Annotated in this window: 14 protein-coding genes; 4 read left to right on the top strand and 10 right to left on the bottom strand. The window is 49.2% G+C overall.

The features are described from left to right. Positions 1-53 precede the first annotated feature (53 nt). Positions 54-428: an iron-sulfur cluster biosynthesis family protein gene (locus HP552_RS20900; protein WP_312884322.1), complete on the top strand. Its 375-nt coding sequence runs from the start codon at positions 54-56 to the stop codon at positions 426-428. Positions 429-525: 97 nt separating this feature from the next. On the opposite strand, the gene HP552_RS20895 is transcribed toward HP552_RS20900, so the two are convergent. Genes HP552_RS20895 through argH form a run of 5 tightly spaced genes read right to left on the bottom strand, consistent with a single transcriptional unit; the run spans position 526 to position 6147 of the window. Further along, positions 526-1386, bottom strand: a complete 861-nt coding sequence (locus HP552_RS20895; protein WP_175397323.1) for a carbohydrate ABC transporter permease — start codon at positions 1384-1386, stop codon at positions 526-528. A gap of 24 nt (positions 1387-1410) precedes the next feature. Next, positions 1411-2355, bottom strand: coding sequence for a carbohydrate ABC transporter permease (locus HP552_RS20890; protein WP_175397322.1), 945 nt, complete (start codon positions 2353-2355; stop codon positions 1411-1413). A 28-nt stretch (positions 2356-2383) separates the two neighbouring features. After that, on the bottom strand, positions 2384-3730 hold the full coding sequence (locus HP552_RS20885; RefSeq protein WP_246310990.1) for a sugar ABC transporter substrate-binding protein: 1347 nt from the start codon (positions 3728-3730) through the stop codon (positions 2384-2386). Between the two features lie 60 nt (positions 3731-3790). Next, positions 3791-4735 carry an amidohydrolase family protein gene (locus HP552_RS20880; protein ID WP_175397321.1) on the bottom strand — a complete coding sequence of 315 codons (945 nt, stop codon included), beginning with the start codon at positions 4733-4735 and terminating at the stop codon, positions 3791-3793. A gap of 17 nt (positions 4736-4752) precedes the next feature. After that, a complete protein-coding gene (gene argH / locus HP552_RS20875; protein WP_175397320.1) occupies positions 4753-6147 on the bottom strand; it encodes an argininosuccinate lyase in 1395 nt (464 codons plus the stop codon). A gap of 351 nt (positions 6148-6498) precedes the next feature. Between argH and solA the strand changes: the two genes are divergently transcribed. Beyond that, positions 6499-7656, top strand: a complete 1158-nt coding sequence (solA, locus tag HP552_RS20870) for an N-methyl-L-tryptophan oxidase (protein WP_312884330.1) — start codon at positions 6499-6501, stop codon at positions 7654-7656. A 149-nt stretch (positions 7657-7805) separates the two neighbouring features. Here solA and HP552_RS20865 read toward each other — a convergent pair whose 3' ends face one another. Then, on the bottom strand, positions 7806-9836 hold the full coding sequence (locus tag HP552_RS20865) for a methyl-accepting chemotaxis protein (protein WP_175397318.1): 2031 nt from the start codon (positions 9834-9836) through the stop codon (positions 7806-7808). Between the two features lie 363 nt (positions 9837-10199). On the opposite strand from HP552_RS20865, the gene HP552_RS20860 reads away from it, so the two are divergent. Together HP552_RS20860 and HP552_RS20855 are read left to right on the top strand one after the other, a co-directional pair. After that, positions 10200-10616, top strand: coding sequence for a hypothetical protein (locus tag HP552_RS20860; RefSeq protein ID WP_175397317.1), 417 nt, complete (start codon positions 10200-10202; stop codon positions 10614-10616). Between the two features lie 31 nt (positions 10617-10647). After that, complete coding sequence (locus tag HP552_RS20855; protein WP_175397316.1) at positions 10648-11082, top strand: hypothetical protein; 435 nt, start codon at positions 10648-10650, stop codon at positions 11080-11082. A gap of 170 nt (positions 11083-11252) precedes the next feature. On the opposite strand, the gene HP552_RS20850 is transcribed toward HP552_RS20855, so the two are convergent. From HP552_RS20850 to HP552_RS20835, 4 genes are all read right to left on the bottom strand, one after another. After that, positions 11253-11588, bottom strand: a complete 336-nt coding sequence (locus HP552_RS20850; RefSeq protein WP_175397315.1) for a type II toxin-antitoxin system PemK/MazF family toxin — start codon at positions 11586-11588, stop codon at positions 11253-11255. Continuing rightward, on the bottom strand, positions 11585-11851 hold the full coding sequence (locus HP552_RS20845) for an AbrB/MazE/SpoVT family DNA-binding domain-containing protein (RefSeq protein WP_246310988.1): 267 nt from the start codon (positions 11849-11851) through the stop codon (positions 11585-11587). Before HP552_RS20845 ends, HP552_RS20850 begins: the two co-directional genes overlap by 4 nt. 253 nt (positions 11852-12104) lie before the next feature. Next, a complete protein-coding gene (locus HP552_RS20840; protein ID WP_175397313.1) occupies positions 12105-12983 on the bottom strand; it encodes an amidohydrolase family protein in 879 nt (292 codons plus the stop codon). Further along, the gene (locus HP552_RS20835; RefSeq protein WP_175397312.1) at positions 12970-16140 is read right to left on the bottom strand and encodes a GNAT family N-acetyltransferase; all 3171 of its coding nucleotides are present in this window, start codon (positions 16138-16140) and stop codon (positions 12970-12972) included. The genes HP552_RS20840 and HP552_RS20835 overlap by 14 nt, the downstream gene beginning before the upstream one ends. Positions 16141-16304 lie beyond the last annotated feature (164 nt).

Here is a 16304-nt window from a genome sequence, read left to right as displayed (position 1 = left end):
CCACTCGCCCATATATTAGATTGTAAGCGAATTCATAAGGTGATTAGAGGAGTGTGAACGACGTTATGATCATTCAGGTCAGCCCGCTGGCAGAATCAAGACTTAACGCGATGCTGGGAGATCGGCCAGGCTATTTAAAGCTGTTTTATGACACCGATGGATGCGGATGCGACGGCACTGCGGTCCTCCTGATCGTTAACGAACCGGATAGTGATGACATTCCGATTGAATCCGGTACGCTTCCTTTTCTCATCAACAAACAGCAGCAGATTTACTTCGAATCCAACCTGCGACTGCAATCGGAAAACAGCTTCCCTTCCTATCGTCTGAGCAGTGATTCCATGATCTACGGCAGCAATGTCAAGGTCCATGATCTTCGGGATACGGCAAACGCTTCACCAGAGCCGCTCAGTTGGTTCGTCCGCTGATTTATTTTACTCCGCCTAAACACATATGCAAAAGCCGGTACTCCAGGGTGGAGTGACCGGCTTTTGTTATGAAGGCTATATTCGGCAGGATTTTGGCCTATTTGAGACCGGTTGTAGCGATGCCACGAATAATCTGTTTCTGGAAGCACAGAAAGAGGATGACGAGCGGAAGAACGGAAAGTGTCGCACCTGTCATAATTTGCACCCAGTTGCTGCTGTCTTTGGCTTCACTTGAAAAGAAGGCCATTCCAACCGGTATCGTAAACATCTCCTCGCTCTGCGTAATAATCAGCGGCCAGATGAATGAATTCCAGCTTCCCAGGAACGTTAAAATGCACAGGGTTGCCAGCGCCGGCTTCACCAGCGGGACAGCAATGCGAAGAAAGATGCCCCATTCTCCCATACCGTCAATCCGCGCCGCATCCAGTAACTCTGAGGGCAGGGATTCCATGAACTGCTTCATCAGAAAAATGCCAAACCCCGAAATCAATCCGGGAAAGAGAATGCCCCAGTACGTATCCATGCCGTTCAAACTGCTCGATACCAGATACCACGGAATGATCAGCATTTCAGTTGGTACCATCAATGTGCTAAGAATCAGTACAAAAATGACCTGTTTCCCCCAAAACGAAAATTTGGCCAATATGTATCCGGTAATGGAATCAAATACAACCACACTTGCAGTTGCGATGACAGCAATATACAGGCTGTTCAGCATCCATGCGGGAAACGGGGTTTCACGAAACATCGTAGCATAGTTCTCCCAGGTGAAACGGGAAGGAAACAGGCTCAACGAATAAATCTCATCCAATGTCTTGAATGACGTGGAGATCATCCACAGAAACGGAAACACCATCACGCCGAGCCCGAGTGTAAGCAAAATATAACTGATCCAGGACGCGGAGCTTTTCCAATGAACAGCAGCTCGGGATGCGGGCCATGCGGCAGATCTGCTCATCCTGCAACGCAGCCTCCTTTCGTATTACTCCTGTTGATAACGGCTGCCCAGTATTTTCAGTTGAATCAAGGTCAGCATGAGTATAATGGCAAACAAAATGACGGTTGCTGCGGAAGCCATGCCCATATCAAAACTCTTGAAAGCGAGATTGTAGATGTGCAGCACAACAGATATGGTTGAATCCAGCGGGCCACCCCCCGTCATATTCAGCACCTGGGTGAAGGATTGCAGAAACCCGATGCTTGCCATCACAACGGACAGCAGCATCACCGGATTTATCAGCGGCAAGGTGATATGTACAAAACGCTGCCAAGCTGCCGCTCCGTCAATGGACGCTGCCTCATAGTACATTTTCGGAATATTCTCAAGTCCTGCGAGAAAGATAAGCATTTGAAATCCGATATTCTGCCAGACCATCACCGCAACGATCCAGAAGATCGCTTGGGAAGGCGAATACAGAAACGACTGCGGGCCAAGACCCGCCTCGATAAACAGGGAATTCACGATCCCGTTTTTCATCAGCAGCCATCGGAACACCCAGCTGACCGCCACCACACTGGTCACGTAGGGGATAAAATAGGCCGTCCTGAACAGTCCCCGGAGCTTCACCACCTGCTGCAGAAGCAGCGCGACGACCAACCCCGCAATCAACTGCGCAGGTACACCTACTACAACATAAATCCCCGTATTCAGTAGTGCCTTAAGGAATAGCGAGTCACTTAGAAGCGTCGTGTAATTGTCCAGACCTACAAAAGGCTTATCCGGTGACAGCATGCCCCATTCGCGAAAGCTTACATTAAAGGAATAGAGGATGGGGAGAATGCGGACGACAACAAAGTAGAGCAGCGGGAGCAGCAATCCGCCATAAATAAATAACAATCTCTTCTGCCTATAATTGAACTTTCTTAATCCCCGTTCGGAAAACGAACGCCGTTTCGGCCGTGAAGGGATTACGCCGGTAGTTCTCATATGTTTTGCCAGCCTCCCTGATCAGGCCTTATTTTTGCTTATCCTGCTTCGCCCAATAATCGTCATACAGCTTTTGGGTTTTGGTTACCAGATCATTAAAGGCCTCTTCCTCGGAAACACCATTCAGCAGTACTTCATCCACTGCATTGACAAATAATGTGCGCTCCTGCGTTTCGTCAATGAAGAAGTGGGCGTTGGCATCGTTCAGCTGGGAGATAAACGGTCCCAGCAGCGGATCGTTAACATACTTGTCCTGAAGGGCCACTTCTTTCTGGGCAGGCAGTTCACCCACTTTCTCCACCCATTGCTCCTGAACGCCCTTGCTGATCAGGAACTGCAGGAATGCTGTTGCTGCCTCCAATTTCTTCCCCGTAACATTGGCAGGAATGGCATTGGCCCAGAATGATGCCTGGGTCGATTTTCCTTTGTACGTGGGCAGAGGTGCCACAGCAAAATTCAAATCAGGTGCGTCCTTTTTGATGGAACCCAGCCGGTATGAACCATCCACGTTGATTGCGGCATGCCCGGTTTTGAACGCGTTAGCATCATCGGTATAAAAACCGTTAATCCCGACCTTGTGCACGGTCGCAAAATCGACCAGATACTCGAATGCTTCCAGCCCCGCAGGTGACTCATTCCACAGAATCTGACGTCGATCCTCGCTGGTATCCTTGCCTCCCGCCTGATACAGCAGTCCATCGCGGAACCAGTGATGAAGCTGGGAACCCGGTTCCCAGGCAAAGCCTTCGATTACGAACTGTCCATTCTTATCCGTCTCCGTTAAGGCTTTGGCATCAGTGACAAGCTCTTCCCAAGTGGCGGGAGGTTTTTCGGGGTCCAGTCCTGCCTTGGCAAACAGATCCTTGTTATAGAACAACCCGAGTGTTCTCACACCCGTAGGCAGAGCGTAATAATTTCCGCCCAGCTTGGCTGTCTCGACAAAAGGGAAAAAATTATCGGCTATACCGGGAAATTTACTTTCCGGCAAGGGCTGCAAATAACCGGATTGCACGTATTTGGGCAACCATCCGTAATACAGATTAATGACGTCCGGCCCTTTGCCGGCAGGCACAAGTGTAGCTACCTTTTGATTGTATTGATCGTAAGGGAAATTGGTTTGTTTCACTTTGATATCGGGATGTTCACTCTCAAATTCCTTGATCAAGGTATCAATCAGCTCCACCTTGGCCGGGAACTCATACTGCCAATATTCAATCGTAACAGGCTCAGACTCGCCACTCGAAGCTGTACCGGATTCCAGTGACTCACCGGATGACTTCGCTGAACAAGCCGTAATACTTAATAACAGAACGCCGATAACTAAAAATCGAAGGCCCCTGCGCTGCTTCATTGGATTCATACGTGATATGGTCAAAATAGAACCACTCCCCTTCTCCTTCAAATGGATGGCAAAAATGTGTTTACCTTGACTGACTTAATCCGCCTTGGTTCCCACTCTGTTCACGATGGGCAGCTTCAGCAGCCGCCTTGCGTTATTACCAAAGATCAGCTCAATATCCGCTTCGTGGAAACGAAGTTCCCGGCAGACCCGGACCTGATCCTGCAAATAGCGATACGGGTAACCGCGTGGAAATCCACTCGCATCTGTCCCAAAAATGATTCGCTCCGGACCCAGCAATTCATAGGTTTTGCGAAACAACGTCTCCAGGTTCAGCTCATACGGCATCCAGCGTACCCACTGGTTGGAACCGGAGGTATCGACATAAACGTTGGGGCAGCTCCAACTTAGATGAAGCAACTCTTGGAAATAACCCGCTCCAAAATGAGGGATGATGAAAGGAATATCCGGATAGGCACGGGCCGTGTTAAAAATGGCAAGCGGGTTGATGTTCGGATGATGAACGATCCCTCCGGCATGGCCGAGCAGGCCAAAATGAATCAATACAGGCAGGCGCCGCTCCGCAAGAAACTCCCATACCGGATCAAGAGAAGGGGTGTCAAAGGGAATCTGGGTCAGCGGGCCAAAAAGTTTGTACCCCCGCAGACCCAATTCATCAACCGCACGTCTCAGCTCAAATGCAGCATCCTCATCCTCAATTGGGTGAAAGGCGAAGCCGGTAAACCGGTCCGGGTACTTGGATATCTGCTCGGCGAGCCTGGCATTATCCAGAGCTGTCAGGAAGTTAAGTCCGCCAGTATGGTATTTGTCCAATTCATCCACCCACCGGTCAATCAGGGGCCTTGCCGCATCCTCTGGAGTTACCTCACCCGAGGGGAAATCCCAGGAAAGTCGCATGCGCTCACTCCGTTCCCGCCCATAACGTGATACCAATTCATGAGTTTTATGCTGGGACAGCAGGAGTTTGTAAGGTAGATGGGCATGGATATCAAAAACTTGAAAATCAGGATTGGAGAACATCGTTTTGCTCCTTCCGTTTAGGTTCTGTTAAGCCAGTCGTTCAAAATATGGTCCAGGTTCCCTTCTACGGAACGGAGTCGGCAGACAACATCACGGCTCCATTCTTCCAGTTCGCCAAGTCTTATGGCCTGACTCGACAATGCCCTATGAACTTCATCCGGATTGGGCCCACCCCGAACATGTCGGATGTTTACAAAATGTCGTGGAGATATCGATTCCCGCAATTTTTCCCGGGTTAGGGCAAGAGGTATGTTCGTCATGTTCTGCACGGCAGCCTGGACCATCTCCAAGGTAAGACCGGATATGGGCGTGCCGAATTCAGTTAATTGGGTAACCAAACGGCTCACAATGGAATGGGATTGACGAAATGACAGGCCTTCCGTGCGAACCAGCGTATCCGCAAGTTCAGTCACTGTAGCGAAACTGTTTTCTGCCCGCTCACGAAGCAACGCTTCATTCACCCGGAGTGATTGAAAGATTTCGGACAGCAAACGGTATACGGATTCCAACGTATTCAGGCTTCTCCATAGATAAGGCTGCATATCGTCTTCCGTATCCACAATGTCGCCAAAAGGAGTGTTATGCATCATGCCTAGAACGGTGGCTGCATCCCCCTTCGCGCTGGAGAGAAGTGAACGGGCGTGTTCGAGAGAGACCGGATTTCGTTTTTGCGGCATGATTGAACTAATCTGGACGTAGGATGCTGCAACCAATAATCCGCCATATTCCTGCGTGCACCATAAGAGCAGGTCCTGGACATGTCGTCCCAAATGGACTGCCGCAAGCTGCGCAGCAGAAGCCGCTTCGCCTGCATAATCCGCACCGCTGACAGCATCATAGGCATTCTCAATAATACCTTCGAAGGCGAGCAGCTCAGCGGTTCGTTCCCGGGAGATCGGAAAACCGGAAGTGGTGAGCGCTGCAGCACCCAGGCTGCTGCGGTTACAGCCAGCATAGGCTGTTTTCAATCGTTGGAGGTCGCGTTCCAGCGAATCCCCAACGGCACAGATGTAATGGGCAAGTGTTGTGGGTTGGGCTTGTTGTGTGTGGGTATGTGCAATTATGAGGGTATGAATGTGCCTTGATGCAAAATTCCGTAGACTTCGGTGCAGGGACAGACCTGAAGCAATGGCTGTGCTCAGCTTCTCTCTCAGCACCATACGATACATGGCTATACCCATATCGTTGCGGCTTCTGGCCACATGCAGATTTCCGGTGCATTCCCCGCCAAGCTTCTCCAGCTCATATTCAACCTGAAAAAACAAGTCTTCCACGCTGGAGGAATATTCGCTGGTCCGAAGTTTGTTCACAGGAAGGCTTTGAATGGCTGAGGCGATGCGAATCGCTTCCTGCTCCGGTATAATGCGTTGTTCGCGAAGCATAATCAGATGTGCTTTGTTTACGGCCATCATGGGGTTCAGCAGATGCTGTCTGGCCTGGTTATAGGCGGGTTCAAGTACGATTTCGGCATAGGTCGGGCTCTGGGAAATGATGATGCTTCCTGGCTATCGATTGACGTTGACTTCACTCTCCTTCATCAGAGTCCGGGTTAATTCAATCTCTAAAACCAATTAATCCGGTCGGATTGTATGGTTCAAAACTCTATCACGATCCATGGCAGCATACAACCCCTTTCTCAATCAACATTTTCTATTACCGTATTGTTATTCTTTATAAGCTGCATCTTGACCAAACTGGTTTTCAAGTCTACATTATCATGTAAGCTATTCAAGCCTGATAGATTCACAAGAGGAGGAGCTCTTATCACACAATCTTATGACGTTATTATCGTTGGAGCGGGCTCCATGGGGATGAGTGCAGGTTATTATCTCGCACGGAGCGGGTTAAAAACACTGCTAATCGATGCCTTTGATCCCCCACATACCGAAGGCAGCCATCATGGAGAGTCCCGATTGATTCGCCATGTATACAGTGGGGGACCTGATTACATAACCATGGCGCTTCTTGCCCAGAATTTATGGCAGGAGCTGGAGGATATCACTGGAAGTAATCTGCTTGTTCGTTCAGGGGTCATCAACATGGTTGATCCAGACTTCCATTCGTTTCGCGACCGGTTGACTCATGCAGATGCAGCGGGTGTGCCATATGAAGTCATGCGTGCAAGAGAAGTTATGAAGCGCTGGCCAGGGATTACCATACCCGAACATTACGAGGGCATGTATGAACCGGACGCTGGTTATCTGTTCAGTGAACGCTGCATTCTGGCTTATCGGCAAGCCGCAGAACAACAGGGTGCCACCCTGTTAACGCATACTCTTGTGGAGCATGTCGAATGTGGCCCACATTCCGTAGCGGTAAAAACGTCTGCTGGTGATACATATCACGCAAATCAGCTGATACTCAGCCCAGGTGCCTGGTTTCAGACGTTGAAACCGTTCGTGGACCTCCCGATCCGTGCCGTACGCAAAACAGTAGGGTGGTTTGAAGCACCGGAAGCATTGTTCGCCGAGGAACAATTTCCTGGTTTCACGCTGTCCGGACCAGAAGGTGTTTATTACGGATTTCCCAGCATTGGTGGGGCCGGAGTGAAGATTGGCCGTCATGATACTGGACAAGAATGGACACCAAGTAACGCACTGGCTCCATTCGGTACGGAAGAAACAGACGAGGGTGATATTCGAAGATTGCTTGAGCAACGGATGCCGCTGGCGGCCGGCAAGCTAAAACGTGGCAGCGTATGCAAATACGAAATGACGCCTGATGAGGACTTTATTATTGATCGTCACCCGCTGCATGAGCATGTTTGGCTGGCAGGCGGATTTTCGGGTCACGGCTTCAAATTTGCTAGTGCGATTGGCAAAATACTGTCCGATCTGGTACAGACAGGACATACGGACCAGGATATCTCGAGGTTTGCCCTGTCCCGATTCGCCAAGACGGGCATCTCCTCAACACCCTAAATTTAAAAGACGTGCAGGGACATCATCAATCATTACCGATTGGGGTCCCTTGCACGTCTTCTTCATTTACACCGTTTAGTTAAAGCAAATGACCATTATGATGCCTACTTAATGCGCCAGATGGTTACATCATTTGCTTACATCATTTGTTAATTCGTTTTAAACCTTGATGCTTCCTCAGCAAGCCGTTTGGTCAAAGCATCAATCGTTTGCACCATCTCTGCCAAATGTTCTGTCATGCCCGCTTGCTCCTGCATCGTTGCAGTCACTTCCTCAACCGAAGCTGAGACTTCCTCACCGGAAGCAGACAAGTTCTGTGCAGACCCAAGGACATCATCCTTGTCCCGCTCAATGGATTCGATCTCGGAGGCAATGGCCTGTATCTGGTCCATGATCTCATGCATATTTTGCGTAACAAAAGTGAAGGTTTCCTTGGTTTGGTTTACACTGCTCTTATGCTGAACCGCAATGGCCTCTATGGCCTGTACGCTGCGGTTGTTCTGTTCGACATGTTCGATCGTCTGCATCACAATCCGCTTGATGTCCTCCGATTGCGCCGTTGTCTGTTCTGCCAGTTTGCGGATCTCCGAGGCAACGACGGCGAAGCCGCGTCCCTGATCGCCCGCTCGTGCAGCCTCAATGGACGCATTGAGTGCAAGCAGCTTCGTCTGGTTCGCAATTTCGGCAATCGTACCCGTAATCTGATGAATGCCGGAGGAACTCTCGGCAAGCTGCACTGTAATTTTTGAAATATTGCCGACTTCGATCTCGTTCTGATTGTTCACGGCTATGAGCTTATCGACAACCTCATGATTGTTTTCGAATGCATCGGTAATCTCATCCGCCTTACGTTTCACCGCCTGCGACTTCTCGTTCACGCTGGCAATTTTGCTTCCCACATTCATGAATTTATCCACGATGGATTCCGTATCGCTTGCCTGTGATTCCATCGCCCGCGAAATTTCCATTGCCGTCGATGTTGTATCTGCAATGGTTGCGGAAGTCTGCTGCGTGGATTGATCCAGCTCGGTTGTGCTTGTATTCAACGTATGAATGGAGCTGTTCATGCTGGAGATCAGCTGTCTGTTGGCTCCCGCCATCGTGTTGAAGCTGTCAGCCAGTTCCTTGAACTCCCCGCTGTATTTGCCTTCTGCCCGAACAGTCAGGTCTCCGCCTGCGAGCTGTCTGAACAGTCCGGTCAGTCTGGTAATCGGTCTCGTTACCAGAAGTGAGATCAGAATTCCGGCTGCAATGGAAATCGCTATGGCACTGAACAGCACGATATACATTTTCGTTGCCATGGATACGAGCGGCTTGCGCACATCCTCGTATGTATCCTCCACAATTATGGTCCAATCAGAGCGTGGAATTTTCGAATAGAACACCACTTTTTCTTCCGAGCTGATTTCCCCCTGCTGCAGCTGTTCGCTTGGAGGCAAATCGATCAATGTCTGATATTCCCCGGACTCCATCTTTTGGCCTGCCATCTTCTCATCGGATGAATTAAACATGACCGTACCTATACGATCCAAAATGATGACGTTACCCTCTTCATTAATCTCAATGTCTTGCAGCTGGTTAACGAAGAACGACGTAGTTGCGGTAGACACCAGCACACCTTCCACTTGGTTATTATCATTGTAAATTGGCATGGCGAACGCCGTACCCAACGTCCCGAGCGTTTTCGAAATAATCCCATCGCTAATTACATTTTGGCCTTGAATGGCCTTTTTGAAATAATCACGATCTGCACGTTCCCCTTTGAGAGCCGACGGATCGTTCGCGGAAACAATTGTCCCTTCCTTGTCCAGCAAAATAATATTGCTGTTACCTTCCATCCCTGCGAGACTATCTGCCAATATGCCATTGGCTTTGTCGATCAGCTCACTATTTTCCGAGAAAAACTCATCATCACTCCGTCCTTCGCTATTTCGAATCTCCAACAGGTCCTGGAATGTACGATGTGTTGTAATCAGGAATGTGGACTGTTCTTCCAACGTTAGCGAGGTGAACAATCCCGCACCGATCCGGTCGGAAGTCGCCTTAATTTCGTCCTTGCTTTTATCCAGCGTGATACTCTCTGCCACTCTGTAACACAGGACTGCCGTTGCCACCAGCACCACACATACCAGCAAACTGATCATCAGCGGCAATCTGACCCTGAAAGACATGTTCGCCATGTTCCCCTTCACCTTACCGAATAACTTCAAACCATTACACCTTCCATTCTCATCATGATGTAGTCCAATTTTATGTATTTTCTTTATATCGGAATTTATCTCTGAATTGTTCAGTGGACACAGCATTGGCTTAGAATATTTTGAGCCTGGGCACACGTATACCATTAAAACCTCCCCAGGCAGGGGGGATGGTGCCTGCTTCCTTTCATATTCGTGCAGTTCCTCTGTAGCTTTTTCCCAGATGCTTTCTAGGACAAAGGGGGCGACAACCGATTGATAAATATAGACTTTGGTTTAATACAAATTATGACATCACTTACGTATAATCAAGGAAATACATATTTATTAGGGAGAGAACAGGAATTGAATACAAAAATGCCCACATTATTAAACGTCATCCGAGCCTTATTGGGGGTGCAGACGATCTATATCGGGATTGCCATGGGCTTTTTAATCTACGATATCCTGCTGCATGGCGATGATTACGCCGCGTTTCCACTATCCGATCAGGCCGCATATTTCACGAATGCTGGCATCCGTACCCTGCTGATTCTGGGACCACCGATCCTGACCATGGTATTCATTGCTAAACGGAGATATAAACTGACGATCACCTTTATGAGCCTTACCTTCTTGTTTACTGCTGCGTTCCTCCAAAATTTCCTGGTGCTGCTGCATCTGTTTATGCTGCTGGTCCTTCTGCTCCACAAACCGAGCAAGATGTATCTCAAGCAGGAAGCTCATGTGCGGCAGTACTCGAAGCGGGATCTGCAAGTATAGATTTAGTTGTAGAATGGAGTCTGTGAATAGAATGTTAAAACCAAAGTTACCCGCATTGCTGAATGGAGTTCGAATCTTGTTGAGCTGCAAAATCATTTTCTACATAATCACCTTTATCGTATTTGTTTCTATTTTCAGTCGAAATCCAGAAGCCTATCTTGATCCTCCGATTACAGGAAGCGATCTTGGTGACGTCTCTGCCGAACTAACCGCCAGAATAATGTTTTGGGTGATTCCCAGTTTACTTGCTGTCTTTTCCATCACCCAACGAAAGTTCAAATCCACTGTTACGTTCCTGAGTATTGCTTTATTTATGGGTGTATTAAATGAGGGACTAATAGCCGCACTTATTCAACTTTATGCTTTATTAGTTGTGTTACTGCATCGCCCAAGCAAAAAATTCTTGAAACGACAGGATTCAAATGTTACAGCGCCGAAGTATGTTGCCAAGAAGAGCCTGACCTAATCGTCAGGCTCTTCTTCAATATATTAATCGATTGTTGCTAAGCAAGGGGGAAAGTTGATATTAAACAAGATTATCAAAAGCTAGCTCAGCAGGAGTATACAAATTGTAAGCAAAAAAATCCATGTCTCAGTTCGACGTGGATTTAGGGGTGTTCTGTTTATGAGTTTCTATTATGCCAGGATTGAACGAACATTGCGTAGAACGGATTTCATGAATTCGGAGTCCGGTTCGACATGCCCTGCAATGTGGATACGCCGCTGCCGTACATCCAGACTCTTTAACTGATCCGTCAAAACAACACCCGTAAATGGCTGTTCTTCTGGTAGAGCTACTTCAAAAGGATAGTCCTTGGCCTGGCTAGTTATGGGGCATACAACGGCAAACCCCGTTACTTCATTAAACTCATGTTCGGATAAAACAACCGCTGGTCGCCTCCCGGCCTGTTCATGACCCGCTTGGGGATCAAAATCAAGCCATATCAAATCTCCTCGCTTGGGAATGATCACAGCAACTCTTTCCCTTCTGTGCCAAAGTCGATCTCTTCATGTCTCGTATCCTGTTTCACTTTAGAGAGCAGCGTCTTTAGATGGGTACGCAGCTCCTCGTTGGATTCTGTAGGCTTTGTTTTTGGACGCAACAATAATTCATTATCTTCTGTCACCAAAATTTCGATTTCCGTACCTTCCTCCAGATTAAGGCGTTTAAGCAATTGGTTCGGAATACGAATTGCACTGCTATTTCCCCATTTACTCAGTGTGGCTGTTGTCATCGCAATCCCACGCCTTTCATTTGATAGATGCTCCAATTATATCTCACCCTTCCGTAATTGTATATCCATATGATATACATAAGATGATGGAAGGATACATGGTATTCATCTGTAAATGAGAAGTGTACAGCCTATCGTTACTAGCTAAATTCACTGTTTCCAGGATAAAAAAAGCTCCTGCCAACACAAGTGGCAGAAGCTTACCGGACAGGTCATTGGAGTGGGTACCACCATCATGGCGGTCAGCTTTTCCTTAACCCAGCTCTGCAATCCGCTGCCCTATGCGCGGGAACAATTCAAAGGCATTCTCATAGAACACCTTCTCATGATGCTGCTCCGGCACGAGTCGGCGGATAAATTCTGCATACAGATCAATCGGCGCGAGCGGCCAGTCTGTTCCGAACAGCATTTTCTCGTAGTGATCGGAATACACCAAGGCCCGGCGGAAATGATCCATGAACAGTGGCTCATTCATGAAACGTTCAAAATGCGGCCGATCACCGACCACAAGGCCGGACAAATCCGCGTATACATTAGGATTCTTTGCCACCACTTCGGCGGCATCCATCACCCAGGGATCACCCAAATGACAGATCATGAAGTTCACCCCACGCTGTTGAAAGGCTAATTCATCCACGGTTAGCGGATGTGCATACTTCAGCAATCCATTCATTGAGTACGTATCCCCTGTATGAATGACGACGGGCACATTGTACTTGGCTGCCAGCTCATAGATTGGAGTATAAATCTTATCATGGACGTAGTAATGGTAGTATCCTGCGTACAGCTTGATGCCGGCTACCTCGGGAGCTTGCAATCGTGCTTCAATTCGGTCAAGTTCGTCCTGAGCGTGTTCACCGCCAAGCTGATTCGGGTTGATACCAACACATTCCATAAGGAATGGCGGCACCGCTGCTTCCAAATTGAGGCCCATCGGATTGGGAGAACTGGAATCCGGGAACGCGCCCTTCGTCTGCTCCGTAACCCCCATTCCAATACCAAGAATGACATCGTTCTTATTAAACTCCGCCTTGAGGCCAGCGGCAGTGTAGTCCACTTTCGACAGATCGATCGCCGTTCGATGGAAACTGTCGATGTCCGACAGATGAATGTGAATATCAATGATTGGCATAGGAAGCCTCCTTATTGTCGTTAGAGGCTGCAAAGGTTAGCCGTAGAAGGCCGCGCATATCCTCTGGATGCAGAGTGAGCTGCCCCAAGATCAGATAGGTCGGCTTCGTCCAGACTGTTTCCCCATTGGGAATGGACAGATGCTCACTCACATTTAGGCCGAGCACCTGGTTGTTCGCAAATGTCCAAGCGCTCTGATTGGGATAACCATCTACAGCATGCAGCATGTTCTTGCGCGAAGCCGCTCCCACCCGCAAGAGCCCCTTCAAATGAAGACCCGCATCCACTTTCCCGAGTGGAAAATGCCCTTGCTCGGGGTGATCCAGCCAGCCCTCTTCAAAAACAAGCGAAGTCTTTAAGAACTTCTCCTCTGTTAGCGAATAATCCGTTAGCGCCAAGCCGCTCTTGTTGGTCACTGAGTGCAGCGAACAGAGAACAGGAACGCCGGGCAGCATGAGGTAATGCTGATGAACGGTGATTCCCCGATTCGCTTCATGCTTCTCAATGGACGTCGTGATCCGAATTCCTCTCCAAATGTTACCGTACTGATCCCTCCGCTCCGTCCAAGCCGCACTTCTCTGCTCCAGCTGACGGCTGAAACCGTTCATACCAGGGATACCCACACCAAGTCCACCGTACCATGGATTCCACCAGGAACGCGGAGCAGCTTCCGGATATGAACTATCCAGCCATTCCTCGCCCTGGTACTTCAGGGAATGCACGATACTTCCGAAGCCAGGTGCAGCTGCCATCGAGAGAACCCCATTACTCACCGTGTATACCGGGCCTGCTGGTCCTTCTTCAATCACCCGATCGACGGCTGATCCCGTTTGTGGAAACCAGAGGGCGGTCCGTTCCTGAACGCGATCCTCTCCGCGATAAACGGCCCGAACCTTCCAGCCGAATTCACATATTTCTGTCGCAATCTTTTCCTCAGGGGAGAATTCCAACTGTGCGGAGCGAAGATCCTGCTCCCGGTTTAATTCCATATCAGCAGCTAAATACTCCGGCTCACCACCATTCTGCACATACAGTTCCAGGTTTCCGGCGAGTGGGACCATCTTCCGTTCGTTCAGTTCCGCTTGCAGTGTGCCCGAGACAAACGGATTACCGCCGCCCAGTACCAGCTCAAGATGGTCATCCAGAACAGGCACAACCGGATCGCGCTGTTTACGGGCAAAAGAGCGGAAATCCTGCCACTTGGCAAAGGTGTTCAACGCAAATACAGTAGCCTTCGTCCGTACGACGGCTCCTGCCGGAATTCGGCCTAGATCATGTTCCAACCCCAGCGTGTATTCCGGACGAAGCAGCTTCAGGGAAGGGTCCCAGCAGATACCGCATGCACCATACGCTTCCTTGCAGAACAACCAGTTCTCCGTGATCTGTGCGCTATCCCAATGGTTCGGGTCACCGGCGTAATCATCTCCCATGTCCACATAGCGGCCTTGGTACGGAAGAATAAGCCTGCTCCCATAGAAACCGAAGTTGGTCATCAAAAACATGTTCTCTTCCAGCTCTGTACTGCGAGTATTGCCAATTTCGTGGTAGAATTCTGCGATCCCGTTTGCAGACAGCTTGACGACGGACTTGATCTGCAAACCAGGGAAGTCCTCCGAATCGTACAGTGCTTCGAGAACCTGACGTTCCCCTTCGGGATAGATGTTCACATCTTTCGCCTTTTTCTTGGATAACTCTTCTGCAAAAGGCTTTCCCAGCTTCGGGTAGGTCCACCAGAACGTGTGACGTGATCCAGGATATTCGATCCACATCGTATTATCTTGCCTGCTCATATGGAGGGAGAATGCGCCGTTCACGGCCACCCACTGCTCTCCATTTTCTCCACCATATCTTCCATGAGTTCCCTTCATCAGAACAGACAACTTGGTTGTGAATGATACTGCCTCTTGGCCTGCCGGAACCGCTGTTACCTTTACTTCTTGCGAATAGAGACCATACGAACGCAAGGTGAAGGACACCGGTACAGATGTTTTGCCTTTGGCAGGAACGGTGAAGCGTACCGAACGTTCTGCCCACTCCAGGAATTCATCCTCCGGCAGGTCAAAACTGAACTCCGCTTCGGAATCATAATTATTTTCCACGTTCAGATACAGCTCGGCCGGAATGCCTGTATAGAGCTCCTTCACGGGCAATGCCGCGTTGATCTTGGCCGGGAATTTCGGGGCGACACCCATACGGAACTCGGCTTTCCTGCCACCGATTAGCCATGTGCTGGCGACAACAGGATGGGTTTTCATCTGGTTCTGTTCCTCTGTAACGGGATCAAGTTGGAACTCGCCCTCCACGATGATCGTCTCTCCCGGTGCAACTGCTTCAGCAGCGTTCAGAGCAAAACGAATATTTTTGTTATTCCGTCCCTTGATCTCGAACTTCAGCTCGGACGCTGAACGGTTCTTAATCCGATAGCGTACCTTGTATGTGGAGCCGAAGACCAGGTCATGATCGTCGATCTCTGTGAAGATTTCGTAATCCGGTGTTTCGAGAGCGCTGAGCCCGCGACCCGACTTCTCGAACTCGGCGCGCAAGGAGATATCTCCCTTTTTCCAAGTGTAGTCAAAAAAATCGAAGCCACGCTCCCGCCGGCCATCCGGCTCAATGGCGAGTTCACGCGTGCTGTCTGCGTACCAATCCAGCTCCGCAAAATAAGGAGCAAGCGCTTCGGTCTGCAAGATGGTCGGGATGAAATTCATCAGGTGCACAGTGTCATCTTTTTTCTCCCAGAAGAATCCGCATTTCTTGTACATCGGCACAGCCTTCGTGTTGCCTGCCCAGGTGAACAGATCCAGACGGGGCCACCCCGCTTCCACGGTTTTGCGAACGGCGTTCAGGATCAGATTGCGTCCGACTTTGTAACCATGATAATCAGGGCGCACATTCAACAACGGTACATACAGGGCATTCTCGTCATGGCGGTAGTGGGCGAAACTGCAGAAGCCGATTACCTCATTCTCATGAACGGCAAGAAACACATGAAGATTGGACGAACTCTCCATCTCCCGGCGCACGGTATCTTCCGTTCTCTGGTTCGTGCCGCCTCCCCAGCTTTCATTGCTGCGGTTCCACATATCAGCGAGTGCGGCAGCATAGGAGTGGTCATATTCGATAATGCGGATTTGTTCTAGATTTGAGGTTACTGTCATGTCTCTATCCCCTTTGCTTTATGTATAGAATTGTCTTCTTGCTCATACGAAATGGGCTTGTTCGACAGCGCAAAGATGATAGAGTCCCCGTTTGCTGAAGCTATCGATAGTCTTATCATACTATAAATGGAAACATTTTCAGATAATCAAAAATATTTCTTTTT

Source organism: Paenibacillus xylanilyticus, from assembly GCF_013359935.1.
Lineage (GTDB): Bacteria > Bacillota > Bacilli > Paenibacillales > Paenibacillaceae > Paenibacillus > Paenibacillus xylanilyticus.
The sequence above is the reverse complement of the archived record's forward strand: the minus strand, read 5'-3'. Positions and strand labels throughout refer to the sequence as shown.

What these genes read in the sequence shown, in the direction of transcription:
- HP552_RS20895 (WP_175397323.1), bottom strand. Translation starts at nt 1,386, where the DNA reads ATGAGCAGATCTGCCGCATGGCCCGCATCCCGAGCTGCTGTTCATTGG.
- HP552_RS20890 (WP_175397322.1), bottom strand. Translation starts at nt 2,355, where the DNA reads ATGAGAACTACCGGCGTAATCCCTTCACGGCCGAAACGGCGTTCGTTT.
- HP552_RS20880 (WP_175397321.1), bottom strand. Translation starts at nt 4,735, where the DNA reads ATGTTCTCCAATCCTGATTTTCAAGTTTTTGATATCCATGCCCATCTA.
- argH (WP_175397320.1), bottom strand. Translation starts at nt 6,147, where the DNA reads ATGATGGCCGTAAACAAAGCACATCTGATTATGCTTCGCGAACAACGC.
- HP552_RS20865 (WP_175397318.1), bottom strand. Translation starts at nt 9,836, where the DNA reads ATGGCGAACATGTCTTTCAGGGTCAGATTGCCGCTGATGATCAGTTTG.
- HP552_RS20855 (WP_175397316.1), top strand. Translation starts at nt 10,648, where the DNA reads ATGTTAAAACCAAAGTTACCCGCATTGCTGAATGGAGTTCGAATCTTG.
- HP552_RS20845 (WP_246310988.1), bottom strand. Translation starts at nt 11,851, where the DNA reads ATGACAACAGCCACACTGAGTAAATGGGGAAATAGCAGTGCAATTCGT.
- HP552_RS20840 (WP_175397313.1), bottom strand. Translation starts at nt 12,983, where the DNA reads ATGCCAATCATTGATATTCACATTCATCTGTCGGACATCGACAGTTTC.
- HP552_RS20835 (WP_175397312.1), bottom strand. Translation starts at nt 16,140, where the DNA reads ATGACAGTAACCTCAAATCTAGAACAAATCCGCATTATCGAATATGAC.